Genomic DNA, 15,110 nt, shown 5'->3' on the forward strand with positions numbered 1-15,110 from the left:
GCCTCCCGATCCGCTCGGAGTTACTTGCCCGCGTACTTCGCGCCGACCTTGGTGGCCAGCTCCTGGCTCTGCGCCAGCGCCTCGTCCACGGAGGACGACCCGGCGATGGCCGCGCTGATCTTCTGCGAGACCTGCGTGCCGAGGTCGGTGAACTCCGGGATGCCGACGAACTGGATGCCGGGGGCGGGGCGCTTGGTGGTGCCGGGGTCGTCCGGCTTGGCGCCCTTGATGGCCTCCTCGACCTGCTTGGCGAACGCGCCGCCCTTGGCCAGGTAGTCCGGGTTGGCGTAGGTGGAGGCGCGCTTGCCGTCGGGGACCTTCGCCCAGCCCTCGGTCGTGCCGACCAGCTTCTCGTACTCCTTGCCCGAGGCCCAGGAGATGAACTTCCACGCGGCGTCGGTCTTCTTCGACGCCTTCTGCACCCCGAACGCCCAGGTGTAGAGCCACTGCGACGCCTCGGTCTTGACCACCGGGGCCTGCGCGTAGGCCAGCTTGCCCTTGACCGGGGAGTTGTCGGCCTCCAGTTGGCCCGCCGCGGAGGTCGCGTCGTACCACATGGCGGTCTTGCTCTGGGTCATCGAGTTCAGGCACTCGGCGAACCCGGCCTGCGCCGAACCGGGCTCACCGTGCGCGCGGACGAGGTCGACGTAGAACTTGGTGGCCTCGGTGAACTCGGGGGCGTTGACCTTCGCCTGCCAGTCCTCGGTGAACCAGGTGCCGCCGAAGGTGTTGACCACGGTGGTCAGCGGGGCCATCAGCTCGCCCCAGCCCGGCTGCCCGCGCAGGCAGATGCCCTTCATGCCCGGCTGCGCCCCGTCGACCCGGGCGGCGATGTCGGCCACCTGCTGCCAGGTCGGCTTCTCCGGCATGGTGATGCCCTTGGCGTCCAGGACGTCCTTGCGGTACATCAGCATCGACGCCTCGCCGTAGAACGGCTCGGCGTAGACCTTGCCGTCCGCGGCGGTGAGCGACTTGCTGATGGGTTCGAGGATGTCGGCCTGGTCGAAGGCGGGGTCGCCCTTGATGTGGTCGTCGAGCGGGGCCAGCCACTGGTTCTTGGCGTAGATCGGCGTCTCGTAGTTGGAGATCGTCGCCACGTCGTACTGCCCGGCCTGGCTGGAGAAGTCCTGGCTGATCTTGTCCCGGACGTCGTTCTCCGGCAGCACGGTGAAGTTCACCTTGATGCCGGTCTGCTTGGTGAAGTTGTCGGTGGTCAGCTTCTGCAGGTCCACCATCTGCGGGTTGTTCACCATCAGCACGTTGATCGACTGGGCGTCGTCGGACGACCCCCCGCCCCCGGCGCCGCTGCACGCGGCAACCACCAGTCCGGCCGTGGACAGAACCGCGGCCACCCGCAGGTGAGACCTCATCGTCTTCCCTTCTTCGCGGCCGCACGCGGCCGTCCTCCACCGGGGCCGCCACTGTGGACGGCCCTGGACAGTTGTGGTTCTCGCGTTGTGCGGGGCTAGGTCCGCAGCACCCGGGGACCCAGTGCCGCGTACCGGTGCGCCTCGGCGACGGGCAGCGACGAGTCGGTCACGATCGCCTCCAGGTCGGGAACGGTGGCGAACCGGCTGAAGCTGGCCACGCCGAACTTCGTGTGCACGCCGACGAACACCCGCCGCCGCGCCACCTTGACCGCCTGCGCCTTCACCGCCCCGACCACCGGGTCGGGGGTGGTCAGCCCGTGCTCGCGGGAGATCCCGTTGGCACCGATGTAGGCCAGGTCGATCACCATCTCCCCGAGCATCGCCACCGCCCAGTGCTCCACGGTGGCCAGCGTCCGCCCGCGCACCCGGCCCCCGAGCATCAGCACGGTGATCGACGGCGAGGTCGACAGGCTCGCGGCGGTCGGCAGCGAGGCGGTCACCACGGTCAGCGGCCGATCCGTCGGCAACGCCTCGGCCACCAGCTGCGGCGTGAACCCCTCGTCCACGAAGATCGTCTCCGCGTCGTCGAGCCGCTCCGCCGCCACCTGCGCGATCCGCCGCTTCTCCGCCACCTTCGACGAGGCCCGGGAGGCCAGCCCGGTCTCGAACCCGGCGCTCTCCACCGGCAGCGCCCCACCGTGGGTGCGCCGCACCAACCCGTGCTCGTGCAGCAGCCGCAGGTCCCGGCGCACCGTCTCCGGCGCCACCTCGAACTCGGCCGCCATGTCCATCACGTCGACCCGCCCGTCGGTGCGGGCCCGGGCCAGGATCCGGCGCTTGCGCTCTTCGGCCTGCACGTCCACCTCCCGCTCCCGGACGACCCCGGCAGGCGCCCGTCTGATCGGACACCGGAGTGCCCGCTCGGGCACCGTCAATGAGTAACACCGACCGCACGCCCGAACAACCCGCGCACCACCCGGTCGTGGAACCGAGTGGTGCCCGTTTCACGCCGTCCACGTCCGGCCCACCAGCGGAGTTCACCGGAGTGACCGGAGCCACACGCCCGGTTGCTGTTGTCCGAATGCCCGTTTACCCGGGAGCGCACTCGGACGCGCACGGATCGTCACCGGCCCGTTGGGCCGTTCGCGCACCCCCGGCCCCCACCTCCGGACCGGCGTCCGAACAGGGGTTGACAGACACTATGCGCGCATATTGTATGTACGCATGACTTCCTTCGAGTACGAGCACTCCGCCACCACCACCGCCCCCGCCGCCGCCGTCTGGGCGCTGTGGGCCGACACGACCACGTGGCCGTCGTGGGACGCGGGCATGGAGAATGTGTCCGTGGACGGCGACTTCACCGTGGGCACCAGCGGCACCATGACCATCACCGGTCAGCCGCCGATCCCGTTCACCCTGACCGAGGTCGAGCCGAACGCGCGGTTCGCCGACGTCACCGAGATCCCCGGTGCGACCCTGCGCTTCACCCACACCCTGACCCCGACCGGCGCGGGCACCGAGATCAGCCACCGGGTCACCATCGAGGGCCCCGCCGCGCAGGAGCTGGGGCCGGTCGTGACCGCCGGGGTGCCCGCCGCGCTGGCGAAGCTGGCGTCGTTGGCCGAGGAGTCCAGCCTGGTATGACCACACCGCGTCCGGACTGGGTCGCCCCGGAGCAGAGTGCCGGATTTCTGCTCTGGCGGGTGACGCTCGCCTGGCAGCGGGCGATGCGCGCCGCGCTGGCGCGGCACGAGCTGACCCACGTGCAGTTCGTGCTGCTGGCGAGCCTGCTCTGGCTGGAGTCGCGCGGCGACCCGCCCAGCCAGCAGCGGCTCGCGGACTTCGTGGGGATCGACCCCATGATGGCCAGCCAGGTGCTGCGCAAGCTCGCCGACCGGGGTCTGCTGGTCCGCGAGGTGGACCCGGCGGACAGCCGCGCCCGCCTGCTCAGGCTGACCCAGGTCGGCCGGGCGCTGGCGGCGGTGGCCCTGACCGACGTGGAGAAGGCGGACGCCGAGTACTTCGGCGTCCTGGGTGGGGACCGCGCGGACTTCGTGCGGTCGCTGTCCGCCCTGTCGTCGTTCGCGCAGCGCTGACGAGGGCACGAGGGAAGATCACCGCAGAAGCGTGGGCGCTGACGACGGCGGGCCGATGCGGGTCCGGTCCGGGTCGCACCCGGCGGGGCGCTCCCGGCGCCGGTGGCGTGGCCGATGCGGAGGCCCGGCCCCCGGACCGCGCGAGCGGACCGACCCCGCCGACCGGTACGAGATGGACCGGTGCGAGGACGAGACGAGCGCGGCCACCCCGGGGTCGGGGGTGGCCGCGCTCGCGTTCGGTGCCCGTGCGGGCGCGATCAGCCGGAGAAGGCCGCCTTCTTGGCCTTGCCACCGCCGCCGCCCTTGGGCTTGGCGGCGTGCGCCTCCTCGAAGGCCTCGACGACCGCGGACGGGATGCGGCCGCGCTCGGAGATCTCGTGGCCGTTCTGCCTGGCCCAGTCGCGGATGGCCTTGGTCTGCTCCTTGGAGCGCCCCTCGCCCGCGGCCTTGACCGGGCTCGACGCGGCGGCCGAGCGCTTGACGCGCCCGCCGGTGCGGCGCGCGGCCTCGATGAACTCGGCCAGCTCGTCGCGCAGTCGGTTCGCGTTCGATTCGTTCAGGTCGATCTCGTAGCGCACTCCGTCGAGGCTGAACTCGACGGAGCGGATGTCGTCACCGGTCGAACCGTCCAGGTCGTCGAAGAGCTGGACAATTGTCTTCTGAGCCATGGGGGGCACCTCGTGTGAGCATGGTTGTTGCTTGTGGACGGGAAGTTAGCAGCAAGAAGCATTCGACGGAAAGCTGACCCGCCGAAAAAGATACGGTTCGCCCACCATCCGGCAACTCGCACCCGGTCGTGTTCGACTGATTTCCCACCCGGGACCACCCCCGGAGCGGATAGGGGGTACGTTGACGCGGCCTCAGGCTTTGTCCGGCTCCCGCCCCCGCAGGGAGCCCGCCGGGGGAAAGCAGTCGCTTTCCCTTTCGCGCACGCGATATCCGCCACCGGCGATTAAACCCCATTACCCACGCGGGCGCAACGCGGCAGGTGAACCGGCGGGAACAGGACGCGGGCGGCTCGGGGGCAGGTCAGACCCCACGACCCGGCACGGTCCCACGTCGGCGGGCCGAACCGGCACCGCGGAACCACGCCGACCGTACCGGCGGGTATCGGATCGGGGGACGCCGGTGGGCGGCACCCGCGCGAGCACCGCGCCGGGCCGGGAAGTGGGAATGGGAAGCGCCGCCCACCGCCTCGCTCGCACCCCACCGCGCGCACCGTGTCCACCGTCATACCACCCCGCTTTATCACCGCGCGACAGCCCGTCTTCCCGGTCGATTTCCCGGGTGGTTCGGCGCAAAGTGTCGGTTCCCGGACGCAGCGTCGCCTGCGCGACCCGTCGGGAACGCCAATGAACAGGGTGCGGAATCAGGTGCCCACCGGCACGCGGGCGCGGTCGAACCGCGCGTGCGGCACGTGGAGGCGGCGAAGGTGTTCCCGGGCGCGTTAGTTCTTCCGCGACTTCGACGGTGAACGGGGATCGGCTCATCGGAGCGGCGATCGGCGACCGGGCCGGTACCCGCGCATTCCGGAACGCCCAGTCGACCGCACGGGCGCGGTGGACAGCGAGCCGGAAACAGATCCCGGGGTCGGGCCGCGCGGCCCGACCCCGGGCGGTCGTCAGTCGGTGACGGTGGCCAGGGTGTTCCAGAACAGCAGCTCGTAGCTCTGCAGCAGGCGGCCGTAGACCATGGCGCGCTCCTCGGTCCACCCGTCGTCCAGGGCCTGCTGGAGGGCCGCGGCGTACTGGGCCTCCAGCTCGGGGACGGGGGTGGCGAAGAAGTCGAAGAACGCGGTGCCGGTCTCGTCGAAGCCGTAGTGCTCGCGCAGGCCCGCGGAGATCGACGCGCAGTAGCCGCCCCACGCGGCGAAGTTGGCCAGGATGGCCAGCAGGGCGTCGCGGGGGTTGCCGTTGAGGGCCAGCCAGGCGAGGTAGGACGGGTAGGCCTGGCAGCCCGCGCGCGGCTCGGTGGGGGCGTCGGGGTCGAGGCCCGCGGCGGTGGCGAAGTCGCGCAGCCTGGCCAGGGCCACCCCCTCGCCACCGGCCAGCGCGGAGAAGACGTCGCGGGCGGCGGGGTCGACGGCCTGGGCGGCCAGGGCCAGGAAGGTGCGCCAGTCGCTGGGGACGATGCGCAGCTCCTCCTCGGCCAGCGCGCGCAGCGCTGCGAGCGGCGCCGCACCGGAGGCCACCCTGGGCACGAACAGGTTCTCGTGCTCGCCCGGGAGCAGCTCCCGCTGCGCCCAGGTCAACAGTTCACTCGCGGATCGCGTCATCGCATTCCCTTCGGCGGAAACCGGGCGCCTGCGGACCACCCGGGCGCTGCGAAGCGTAGATCAACGGCGGTGGCACGACGCCGACCAGGCATCAATCGCCACAAGAGGTCTAAACCAAAAATAATGGTCTAGACCTTGACGCGCTCAGGCCCGATCAGCTTGAGTAATCCTCACCACACGGTGCGTCACCGTGCCCACCGCGTGCCGGATCCGTCCACGAAACGGAAGTGATCACGTGTCGAGAAACCGCCTCCTCGCCCTCCTGTCCGCCCTCACCGCCGCCGCGGGCCTCGCCGTCGCGGGCGCGGGCCAGGCCGCGGCGGTCGACTGCGCCGCGCCCTGGAACCCGGGCACCGTCTACGTCGGCGGCAACACCGCCTCGCACAACGGGCACAACTGGTCCGCGAAGTGGTGGACGCAGGGGGAGACCCCCGGCTCCGCGCAGGTCTGGGCCGACGCGGGCGGCTGCGGCGGCACGACCCCGCCGGGCAACCCCTCCGGGTTCGTGGTCAGCGAGCAGCAGTTCAACTCGATGTTCCCGAGCCGGAACCCCTTCTACACCTACGCGGGGTTGACCGCGGCCATCAGCGCCTACCCCGGCTTCGCCAACACCGGCGACGACACCACGAAGCGCCGCGAGGCGGCGGCCTTCCTGGCCAACGTCAACCACGAGACCGGCGGCCTGGTCCACATCAAGGAGATCAACGAGGCGAACTACCCGCACTACTGCGACGCGACCCAGCCCTACGGCTGCCCGGCCGGGCAGGCCGCCTACTACGGCCGCGGCCCGATCCAGCTCTCGTGGAATTTCAATTACAAAGCAGCGGGCGACGCCTTGGGCATCGACCTGCTGCGCAACCCGTACCTGGTGGAGCGGGACTCGGCCGTCGCGTGGAAGACCGGCCTCTGGTACTGGAACACCCAGTCCGGCCCCGGCACCATGACCCCGCACAACGCCATGGTGACCGGCGCGGGTTTCGGCGAGACCATCCGCAGCATCAACGGCGCCCTGGAGTGCAACGGCGGCAACCCCGGTCAGGTCCAGAGCCGCATCGACGCCTACCGGAGGTTCACCGCGCTCCTGGGCACGACCCCGGGCAACAACCTCGGCTGCTGACACGCGCACGTTGTGACGATTGAGTGACGGGGCCCGCGGCGCACGCGCCGCGGGCCCCGTCGTCCGAGGTGTTCCGACCAGGACTGTTTGTTTGTCCTTTGTGGAGTGAGTGACCACCGCGACGGTTTCCGCTGTTCGCCACCGGGGAAAAATGCTGGTAGTAAAGGAAATGCCGCCGACTCCCGGAAGGAGACACCCATGACCGTCTTCGACAGCTCCTGGCGGGGGTACCACCGGGGTCAGGTGGACCGAGCCATCGGCGAACTCCGCGCCGCCGCCGCCGAGCACCAGCGCGCCGGGCAGCGCCTCGGGGCGGAGCTGACCAACCTGCGCGAGGAGAACGAACTCCTGCGCGGGCGCCTCGCCCGGATCAGGCGGGCGCCGCTGTCGGCGGAGTCGCTGACCGAGCGGCTGACGGGCATGGTCGAGATCGCCAGGGAGGAAGCCGAGGAGATCGTCGCCCGCGCCTCGGCCGAGGCGGCGGACATCCGCAACCGGGTCCGCGCGGAGGACGCGCACGCCCAGCGGGAACGCGCTCGCCTGGACGCGGAAGCAGCAGCGGCCCGCGACGCGGAGTTCTCCGGCGAGCGGGCGGCCCTGGTCGCCGAGCGCGAGGCGCTGATCGCCGACCGTGCCCGCACCACCGCTGAGCTGGCCGAACTCCGCACCACGACCACCGCCGAGATGGCGGAGCTGCGCACTCGGACCACCTCGGAGATGGCCGAGCTGCGCACCCGCACCCAGGCCGAGCTGACCGCGGAACGCCTGCGCACCGAGACCGAACTCACCGACCTGCGCACCCGCACCGAGGCCGAACTGGCCGCGGAACGCCTGCGCACCGAAGCGGAACTGGCCGAGCTGCGCGCCGACACCGAGGCCGAGCTGACCCGGCTCCGGCAGGCCACCGAAGCCGACCTCGCCGCGGCGCGCGCGGAAACCGCCGCCGACAGCGAGCAGACCAGCGCCGACCTGGCCCGAGCCAGGGAGCGGACCGAGGTCGAGCTGGCCGAACTGCGCGCCCGCACCGAGGCCGACCTGGCCGCCGAGCGCGAGCGGGTGGCCGAGGAGATGGCCGAGCTGCGCGGGCGGCTGGCCGCCGAACTCGACGTCGAGCGCGCCCGCACCACCGCTGAGCTGGTAGAACGCACCGCTGCCACCGAACGCGAGTGCGCCGCGATGACCGAGGGCGCCCGGGAGCGGGCCAACCGCGTGCTCGCCGCCGCCCGCGCCGAGTTCGCCGAGCTGGTGGACCGCAAGCGCCGGGTCCACGCGCAGCTGGTGGCCAGCCTGGCCACGGTCCGCGAGGCGGGCCTGGACCTCCTCTCGGACCCCGTGCCCACCCCGACCACCCCCCACCGCACCCCGCCCGCCCCGGCGGACGACGACGACCCGGACCGCACGCTCCCCCGCATCCCCGTCACCGTGGGCGCCTGACCGGCGCCACCTCCCGCTGACCCGCGCGGGTGAACCGAGACCCGCGCGGGCAGCCCCCGCCACTGCGCGACCACGCCTCCGCACCGCCCGGCGAGCCCGTTCTCCGGCAACCGCTCCGCGCCGACATGAACAGTGGGCGAACTCGCCCCTGACCACATCACCGGCGCCCGTCGGCCTCGTCGAGCTGACCTGCGGGTTCAACCGGGCCGGGTCGGCGAAGCCCGTCCGACCACCGCCGGCACCAGGTGAGAGCACCCGACAGCGGCTTTCGGCCCCGTAACCTCGGCGGGCGCCCGTCGTTGTGCGGTTGTGCCATGATGTTGGGCCGAACGGGCGATGAGTCGGATACCGATGGTTCCCGCGCGGACCCCACCCGATGCGGCATGATCGCTGTCTGCCGACACAGCGCGACGGCCGGGCGGGCCGGAGCGGGATGAGCGTCCGGGGTGATGGAGACGGAGAACGGCGCGGGCGACCGGGGAGGCACCCGGCCCGAGAACGGGACCGGCACCGCGCGTGGTGCCTGGCTGGCATACCTGCTGGCGGGGTTCGCGCTGGTCGTCGTGTACTACCTCACGCCCGTCCACGCCGACGGGTTCCCCGCCCGGGTCGTGCTCTACAGCCTGCTGAGCGGGTCGGCGGCCGTCGCGGTGGCCGTGGGGGCGGCCAGGGGGCGGCGCGGGGACCGGCTGCCGTGGGCGCTCATCGCGGTGAGCCAGGCCACCTACTTCACCGCCGACGCGGTCTTCTACGTCTCGCACTACACCTTCGGGATCACCGCGTTCCCGTCCTGGGCGGACGTGTTCTACCTGGGGCACTACCTGCCCGCCGCGCTCGGGCTGCTGCTGCTCATCCGCAGGCGGGCACCGGGGCGCGACCTGCCGGGGCTGCTCGACGCGGGGACGCTGGCCGTGGTCGCGGCGATGCTGTCGTGGGTGTACCTGATCGGCCCGCAGAGTCGGCGGGACGCGCCGGTGCTGGTCGAGCTGGCCTCGGTCGGGTACCCGGTGATGGACCTGGTGCTGCTGACCGTCGCGCTCGGGCTGCTGCTGGGCGCGGGCGCGCGGCCGAAGGCGTTCTTCCTGCTGGTCGGGTGGCTGGCGCTGATCCTCACCGCCGACACGATCTACGTCGCGCAGCAGGTGACGGGCACCTACGCGGCGGGCAACTACCTGGACGCGATCTGGCTCACCGGAAACCTGCTGCTCGGGGCCAGCGCGCTGCACCCGACGATGGGGCGGGTCAGCGAACGGGCGCAGGTGCACGAGGGGCCGCTGAACCCGATCCGGATCGCGCTGCTGTCCGGGGTGGCGCTGCTGGCCCCCGCGGTGCTGCTGGCGCAGTACTTCTCCGGCGCGCTGCGCGACATCCCGGTGGTGGCCGGGGCCTGCGCGCTGCTGTTCCTGCTGACCATCACCCGGCTGGCGATCCTGGTGTCCGACCAGCGCAGGCTGGCCATCACCGACGTGCTCACCGGCCTGCACACCCGGCGCTTCTTCGAGGCGCAACTGCCGCTGGAGATGGCCAGGGCCCGCCGCTCGGGCGGGTCGGTGGCGGTGCTCATCGTGGACGTGGACCACTTCAAGTCCATCAACGACCGCTACGGGCACCCGGCGGGCGACGGGGTGCTGGTGGAGATCGCCGCCCGGCTGCGCTCGACCGTGCGCGGCGGCGAGGTGCTGGTCCGCTACGGCGGCGAGGAGTTCGCCCTGATCGTGCCCAACGCCGAGCTGGACTCGCTGGCGGTGCTGGCCGACCGGCTGCGCGAGCAGGTGGCCAGCGCCCCGATCGTGGTGACCCAGCAGCGGTGGGTGGCGGTCACCGTCTCCATCGGCACCGCGCGCTACCCCACCCACGGCACCAACCCGGCCGAGCTGGTGGCCATCGCCGACCGCGCCCTCTACAGCGCCAAGGCCGCGGGCCGCGACCGGGTGGTGGTGGCCAGCGACAGCAACCCCGAGGTGCCCGAGGAGCAGGAGCGGCCCGAGCCGCACGGCACCGACTACCTGCACCTGGTGGCCGACGCGGTCGACGACCTGCTCGACGACCACGGGCACAGCCGGGCGGTGGCCAGGTGGGCGCGGATGCTGGCGCACGAGTTCGGCTACGACTCCGACCTGGTCCGCCGCACCGAGCTGGCCGGGCGGCTGCACGACGTGGGCAAGATCCTGCTGCCGCGCTCGGTGCTGGTGAAACCGGGGCGGCTCGACGAGGACGAGTGGGAGCTGGTGCGCAGGCACCCCGAGCACGGCTTCCGGATGACCTCGCTGCTGCCGGGGCACCTGGGGGTGGCGCACGTGATCCGCCAGCACCACGAGCGGTGGGACGGGCGCGGCTACCCCGACCGGATGGCCGGGCGCGACATCCGGGTCGAGGCCCGGATCGTGGCGGTGTGCGACTCCTGGGCGGCGATGCGGTCGCAGCGGCCGTACCAGGCGGCGCTGTCGGCCGACCAGGCCCGCGAGGAGATCCGCGCCGCCAGGGGCACCCAGTTCGACCCGGACGTCGCCGACCTGTTCCTGCGGCTGCACGACCGCGGCGCCATCGCCGACCTACACCTGGTGCACCGCGGCCCCTCCTGAGGTGCCTGAGGTGTTGACGGTGTCGGGGTACTTGATCCCGGTGCCGGTGTTGAGCACGACCACCCGCTCGGACTCCCCCAGCCACCCCGACTCGCGCAGCCGGGCCAGCGCGGCGAAGCACGCGGCGCCCTCCGGGCAGACGAACGTCCCCTCGGCCGCGGCCAGGTCGAGCTGGGTGGCCAGCAGTTCCTCGTCGGTGACCGAGACCGCCGTACCCCCGGTCTCGCGCACGGCGCGCAGGATCAGGAAGTCGCCCAGCGGCTTGGGGACGGTGATGCCGAAGGCCACGGTGCGCGGGTCCGCCGGTGCCGTGGCCTCGGTGTCGCCGCGCTCGAACGCCTCGACGATCGGGGCGCACCCGGCCGCCTGCACGGCGACCAGCCGGGGCACCACGTCGGTGCGCAGCCAGCCCATGGCCCGCATCTCCGCCAGCGCCTTGTGGATGCCGATGAGACCGACCCCGCCGCCGGTCGGGTACAGGATGACGTCCGGCGGGGCCCAGCCGAACTGCTCGGCGATCTCGTAGCCCATGGGTCTTCTTGCCCTCCAGCCGGTAGGGCTCGCGCAGGGTCGAGACGTCCTGGTAGCCGGGTTCGGCCGCCAGGAAGTCGCGCACCAGCGCCCCGGCGTCGGAGATCAGCCCGTCGACCAGCCGCAGGTCGGCGCCCGCGGCGACGACCTCGGCGCGGGTGATGAGCGGGGCGGCGCGGGGCATGGCGATCAGCGCGCGCAGCCCGGCGCGGGCGGCGTAGAGCGCCCACGCGGCGCCCGCGTTGCCGTTGGTCGGCATGGCGACCCCGGTCACGCCCAGCTCGGCCGCGCGGGAGACCCCGACCGCGGCGCCGCGCGCCTTGAAGGTACCGGTCGGCACCAGGCCCTCGTCCTTCATCCACAGGTCCGGCACGCCGACCCGGGCGCCGAACCGGGGCAGCGGCAGCAGCGGGGTCATGCCCTCACCGAGGGTCACCACGGCCGACGGCGCGGACACCGGCAGCACCTCGTGGTAGCGCCACAGGTCCGGCGGGCGGCCCGCGGGTGAGGCGGTGCGGGCGCGGTCGAGGTCGTAGCGGGCGAACAGCGGCGAGCCGCAGTCGCACACGCCCTGGACCGCGTGCGCGTCGAACACGGCGCCGCAGCGGGGGCACTCCAGGTGGTCCAGCGTCGAGTGGCTCACGGTCCGACCCTAGGTCGGGTCGGGGAGATGTCCGGGTTCTTCCAGGAGGTGGGAACACCCGCCCGCGCGGCAGGCTGTGCGCCCATGGCGACGAAGAGATGGCGGCACCTGCTCGTGTGGCTGCACGTGCTCACCTCGGTCGGCTGGATGGCGCAGGCGCTGGGCCTGTTCGTCCTGCTGTCGGTGAGCGAGACGACGGACGACCCGGCGGTGCGGGTCGCGGCCACGACCATGGCCGAGAAGCTCGACCTGGCCCTGCTGGCGCCGATGGCCAACGCGTCGGCGATGACCGGCGTCGTGCTGGCGGCGGCCACCTCGTGGGGGTTCTTCCGGCACTGGTGGGTGGCGGCGAAGTTCGCCATCACCCTGATCCAGTTGTATATCGGGATATTCGTGCTATCCGGAAAGCTGCACGCCGCCGTCGACGCGGCCGCGGCGGGCACCCCGGCCCCGCCCGCCCTGCTGGTCGGGCCCGCGCTCATGGCGGGCGCGATCGCCTTCCAGGCCTGGCTGTCGGTGGCCAAACCGCGCGGGCGCGTGCCCGGCGGGCGCGGGGCCGCCCCGGGCACGGCACCGACCTGGGTGTTCGTGCTCGCCTGCGCCGTGGTCCCCGCCGACATCGCGATCGCGACTGTGCTGGGTAACCCGATGCCGCTACTGTCGTTGGTCACGGTGATGGTCGCGGTCGGCAGGCGGGCCGCCGCGTCCTCAGTGGACCCAGTAGCACCGGCTCCGGCGTGAGCTGGTCCACACTGGACGACAACCCCGAGGAGACCTCGGGAACTCGCAGGTCGGAGGGCATGTGGCGCAAATGGGAAATCTCCGACCGATAGGGGTCGCACACGGCGACGCCGGGCCCTGGTACCCAGTACGATCGGAGAACCATGGCTAAGGACGGGACCAAGGGTCAGACCAGGGACCACAGCGGCGGCGGCGACCCGGCGCGGAGCCTGGCGCTGCTGTGGCGGGACCAGAAGCGCCCCGCGCGCAGCGGCAGGCGCGACCTCAGCGTCGACCGGATCGTCGCGGCGGCCATCGAAGTCGCCGACGCTGACGGTGTGCTGGCGCTGTCCATGCGCCGGGTGGCCGACTCCCTCGGCGTGGGCACCATGTCGCTCTACACCTACGTGCCGGGCAAGGCCGAGCTGATCGACCTGATGCTCGACACCGTCTACGCCGAGACCGACAAGCCCGAGCACGTGCCGGGCGGTTGGCGGGCGCGGCTGGAGCAGGTGGCCAAGGAGAACTGGGCGCTGTTCCACCGGCACCCGTGGATGCTGCAACTGGGCATCACCCGGCCGCCGCTGGGCCCCAACGTCATGGTCAAGTACGACTACGAGCTGCGCGCCATCGCCGACATCGGCCTGTCCGAGGTCGAAATGGACACGGTGCTCAACCTGGTGGTCGGCCACGCGGAGAACACCGCGCGCCGGGCGCTCGACGCCCGCCAGGTGCAGAAGGACACCGGCCTGACCGACGTCGAGTGGTGGCAGGCCAACGGCCAGGCGCTCGCCGCGCTCGTCGACTTCGCCAGCTACCCGATGGCCGCCGCCGTCGGCGAGGCGGTCGGCGCCGCGTACGGCTCGGCCTACGACGCCGCCCACAACTTCGACTTCGGCCTCCAACGCATCCTCGACGGCGTCGAGGCCCTGCTCTCCACCCGCGAGACCCCCACCGGCGACTGACCCGGCCGCTCGGTCCACTGTGTCTGGTGCGCGGTGGGTCCGGTTCGCGGTGGCTGCTCCACAGACCTGAGTGCAGGTGACCGGTCCTGTCCCGGATGTGTCGGGACAGGACCGGCCGCTTCTCCGGCGCCACGGGTCCGGTGCGCTGTGAGCGGAATGAGCCGAGGGTGAAACCCGCTGCGCACCCCCCGCGAAACCCGCCACGATGACCCGGTGGGCGGACTGGGTTTCAGCGGCGACGTCGTCGACTTCTACCACCGGTACCGGCGCGGGTACCCCCCGTCGCTGGTCGAGGCGGTGTGCGCGGAGTTCGACCTGACCGACCGCGACAGCGCGGTGGACCTCGGCTGCGGGACCGGCCAGCTCACCCGCCCGCTCGCCCGGCGGCTCCGGGTCGTCCTGGGGGTCGACCCGGAGCCGGACATGGTGGCCGCCGCCAGGGCAGCGACCACCGGGGGCATGCGACCCCCCGGCGAGGTGTCCGATGAGTTGTCCACAGGCTCGCCGCCGGAGGCCGCGGATTGTCGGTGGTCGTCGGTAAGCTTGAGTCGGAAATGGCGCGCGGGGGCGGACAACATCCTCTGGGCCCTCGGCTCCGATACCGATCTGCCGCTGCTGGCCCAGGTGCTCGGCCCGGGCACGGTCGGCGCGCTGACCGTGGGCCAGGCACTGCACTGGATGGACCACGACCACCTCTTCGCCGAGGCCCGCACCCTGCTCCGCCCCGGCGGCGGCGTGCTCGTGGTCTCCAACGGCCTCCCCCTGTGGCACCAGGACACTGACTGGTCCCGCAACCTCCACGCCTTCCTCGCCGACTGGCTGGGCAACCCCCTGGCGAACACCTGCGGCACCGACGCGCGAACCCGCGAGCTCTACGCCGACAGCCTGCGCGCGCACGGCTACACCGTGGTGGAACGGCACTTCGACCACACCGCCGCGCTGACGGTGGAACAGGTCGTCGGAGGCGTCCTCTCCGCCCTCCCGGCCCACCGGCTGCCCCCGCGCGAGGAACGGGCCGAGTTCGCCGCGCGGATCAGCGAGGCCATCGGCGCCGCCCTCGGCAGCGGGGTGGACGGCGATCTCGGACGCCACCGCGACCTCGGCGGCAGCGGGGGTGGCGGTGGTGAGAACAGCGGCAGCGGGCGGGGTGGCGGACGCGGCGGCGGCGCCGGGGTCGGCGGCAGCGGCGATGTCGAGGGCAGTGGCGACGGCGACGGCGCTGCCGGACTCGGTCTCGGCGGCGCCGCCTCCGCCGGGCGCGCGGTCGGCGGCAGCGGCGGTGGCGATGGCGCGATCGGTGGCGGTGGTTTCGGTGGCGGTGGTTTCGGTGGCGGTGGTTTCGGTGGCGGTGGTTTCGGTGGCGGTGGTTTCGGTGGC

Annotated in this window: 13 protein-coding genes and 1 pseudogene; 8 read left to right on the forward strand and 6 right to left on the reverse strand. The window is 72.5% G+C overall.

Annotated features, from left to right (window positions below):
• Window positions 1-20 precede the first annotated feature (20 nt).
• The gene (locus L6E12_RS34115; protein WP_236232044.1) at window positions 21-1,370 is read right to left on the reverse strand and encodes a sugar ABC transporter substrate-binding protein; all 1,350 of its coding nucleotides are present in this window, start codon (window positions 1,368-1,370) and stop codon (window positions 21-23) included.
• 95 nt (window positions 1,371-1,465) lie between these two features.
• Window positions 1,466-2,233 (reverse strand): DeoR/GlpR family DNA-binding transcription regulator, encoded by a 768-nt coding sequence (locus L6E12_RS34120; RefSeq protein WP_236232045.1) that lies wholly within the window; start codon window positions 2,231-2,233, stop codon window positions 1,466-1,468.
• A 361-nt stretch (window positions 2,234-2,594) separates the two neighbouring features.
• Here L6E12_RS34120 and L6E12_RS34125 point away from each other — a divergent pair, with 361 nt between their 5' ends.
• Complete coding sequence (locus L6E12_RS34125; RefSeq protein WP_236232046.1) at window positions 2,595-3,014, forward strand: SRPBCC family protein; 420 nt, start codon at window positions 2,595-2,597, stop codon at window positions 3,012-3,014.
• A complete protein-coding gene (locus tag L6E12_RS34130; protein ID WP_236232047.1) occupies window positions 3,011-3,466 on the forward strand; it encodes a MarR family winged helix-turn-helix transcriptional regulator in 456 nt (151 codons plus the stop codon). Before L6E12_RS34125 ends, L6E12_RS34130 begins: the two co-directional genes overlap by 4 nt.
• 257 nt (window positions 3,467-3,723) lie before the next feature.
• On the opposite strand, the gene L6E12_RS34135 is transcribed toward L6E12_RS34130, so the two are convergent.
• The gene (locus L6E12_RS34135; RefSeq protein WP_236232048.1) at window positions 3,724-4,134 is read right to left on the reverse strand and encodes an Lsr2 family protein; all 411 of its coding nucleotides are present in this window, start codon (window positions 4,132-4,134) and stop codon (window positions 3,724-3,726) included.
• Between the two features lie 953 nt (window positions 4,135-5,087).
• On the reverse strand, window positions 5,088-5,741 hold the full coding sequence (locus L6E12_RS34140; RefSeq protein ID WP_236232049.1) for a transcriptional regulator: 654 nt from the start codon (window positions 5,739-5,741) through the stop codon (window positions 5,088-5,090).
• Window positions 5,742-5,976: 235 nt separating this feature from the next.
• On the opposite strand from L6E12_RS34140, the gene L6E12_RS34145 reads away from it, so the two are divergent.
• The 3 genes from L6E12_RS34145 to L6E12_RS34155 all read left to right on the forward strand — a co-directional run bounded on the left by L6E12_RS34145 (window position 5,977) and on the right by L6E12_RS34155 (window position 10,874).
• Window positions 5,977-6,858 (forward strand): glycoside hydrolase family 19 protein, encoded by an 882-nt coding sequence (locus L6E12_RS34145; protein ID WP_236232050.1) that lies wholly within the window; start codon window positions 5,977-5,979, stop codon window positions 6,856-6,858.
• Between the two features lie 198 nt (window positions 6,859-7,056).
• Window positions 7,057-8,292, forward strand: a complete 1,236-nt coding sequence (locus L6E12_RS35220) for a DivIVA domain-containing protein (protein ID WP_304523943.1) — start codon at window positions 7,057-7,059, stop codon at window positions 8,290-8,292.
• Between the two features lie 449 nt (window positions 8,293-8,741).
• The gene (locus tag L6E12_RS34155) at window positions 8,742-10,874 is read left to right on the forward strand and encodes a diguanylate cyclase (protein WP_236232051.1); all 2,133 of its coding nucleotides are present in this window, start codon (window positions 8,742-8,744) and stop codon (window positions 10,872-10,874) included.
• Here the strand turns inward: L6E12_RS34155 and L6E12_RS34160 are convergent.
• Both L6E12_RS34160 and L6E12_RS34165 read right to left on the reverse strand, forming a co-directional pair.
• Window positions 10,845-11,405: a pyridoxal-phosphate dependent enzyme gene (locus L6E12_RS34160; RefSeq protein ID WP_236232052.1), complete on the reverse strand. Its 561-nt coding sequence runs from the start codon at window positions 11,403-11,405 to the stop codon at window positions 10,845-10,847. The genes L6E12_RS34155 and L6E12_RS34160 overlap by 30 nt on opposite strands.
• A gap of 55 nt (window positions 11,406-11,460) precedes the next feature.
• A pseudogene (locus L6E12_RS34165) lies at window positions 11,461-11,823 on the reverse strand (pyridoxal-phosphate dependent enzyme); the annotation flags it as partial.
• A 309-nt stretch (window positions 11,824-12,132) separates the two neighbouring features.
• Here L6E12_RS34165 and L6E12_RS34170 point away from each other — a divergent pair.
• The 3 genes from L6E12_RS34170 to L6E12_RS34180 form a co-directional block, all read left to right on the forward strand.
• On the forward strand, window positions 12,133-12,789 hold the full coding sequence (locus L6E12_RS34170; RefSeq protein WP_236232053.1) for a hypothetical protein: 657 nt from the start codon (window positions 12,133-12,135) through the stop codon (window positions 12,787-12,789).
• Between the two features lie 143 nt (window positions 12,790-12,932).
• Entirely contained in the window at window positions 12,933-13,733 is an 801-nt protein-coding gene (locus L6E12_RS34175; protein ID WP_236232054.1) for a TetR/AcrR family transcriptional regulator, read from the forward strand.
• Between the two features lie 213 nt (window positions 13,734-13,946).
• Window positions 13,947-15,110, forward strand: a 1,164-nt coding sequence (locus L6E12_RS34180; protein WP_236232055.1) for a class I SAM-dependent methyltransferase, incomplete at its 3' end; no start/stop codon positions are given.

This window comes from Actinokineospora sp. PR83 (assembly GCF_021056305.1).
Taxonomy (GTDB): Bacteria; Actinomycetota; Actinomycetes; order Mycobacteriales; family Pseudonocardiaceae; genus Actinokineospora; species Actinokineospora spheciospongiae.

Bases quoted from the DNA above. Each gene is read 5' to 3' on its own strand.
- L6E12_RS34115 (WP_236232044.1), bottom strand. From the start codon at position 1,370: ATGAGGTCTCACCTGCGGGTGGCCGCGGTTCTGTCCACGGCCGGACTG.
- L6E12_RS34125 (WP_236232046.1), top strand. From the start codon at position 2,595: ATGACTTCCTTCGAGTACGAGCACTCCGCCACCACCACCGCCCCCGCC.
- L6E12_RS34130 (WP_236232047.1), top strand. From the start codon at position 3,011: ATGACCACACCGCGTCCGGACTGGGTCGCCCCGGAGCAGAGTGCCGGA.
- L6E12_RS34135 (WP_236232048.1), bottom strand. From the start codon at position 4,134: ATGGCTCAGAAGACAATTGTCCAGCTCTTCGACGACCTGGACGGTTCG.
- L6E12_RS34140 (WP_236232049.1), bottom strand. From the start codon at position 5,741: ATGACGCGATCCGCGAGTGAACTGTTGACCTGGGCGCAGCGGGAGCTG.
- L6E12_RS35220 (WP_304523943.1), top strand. From the start codon at position 7,057: ATGACCGTCTTCGACAGCTCCTGGCGGGGGTACCACCGGGGTCAGGTG.
- L6E12_RS34155 (WP_236232051.1), top strand. From the start codon at position 8,742: ATGGAGACGGAGAACGGCGCGGGCGACCGGGGAGGCACCCGGCCCGAG.
- L6E12_RS34160 (WP_236232052.1), bottom strand. From the start codon at position 11,405: ATGGGCTACGAGATCGCCGAGCAGTTCGGCTGGGCCCCGCCGGACGTC.
- L6E12_RS34170 (WP_236232053.1), top strand. From the start codon at position 12,133: ATGGCGACGAAGAGATGGCGGCACCTGCTCGTGTGGCTGCACGTGCTC.
- L6E12_RS34175 (WP_236232054.1), top strand. From the start codon at position 12,933: ATGGCTAAGGACGGGACCAAGGGTCAGACCAGGGACCACAGCGGCGGC.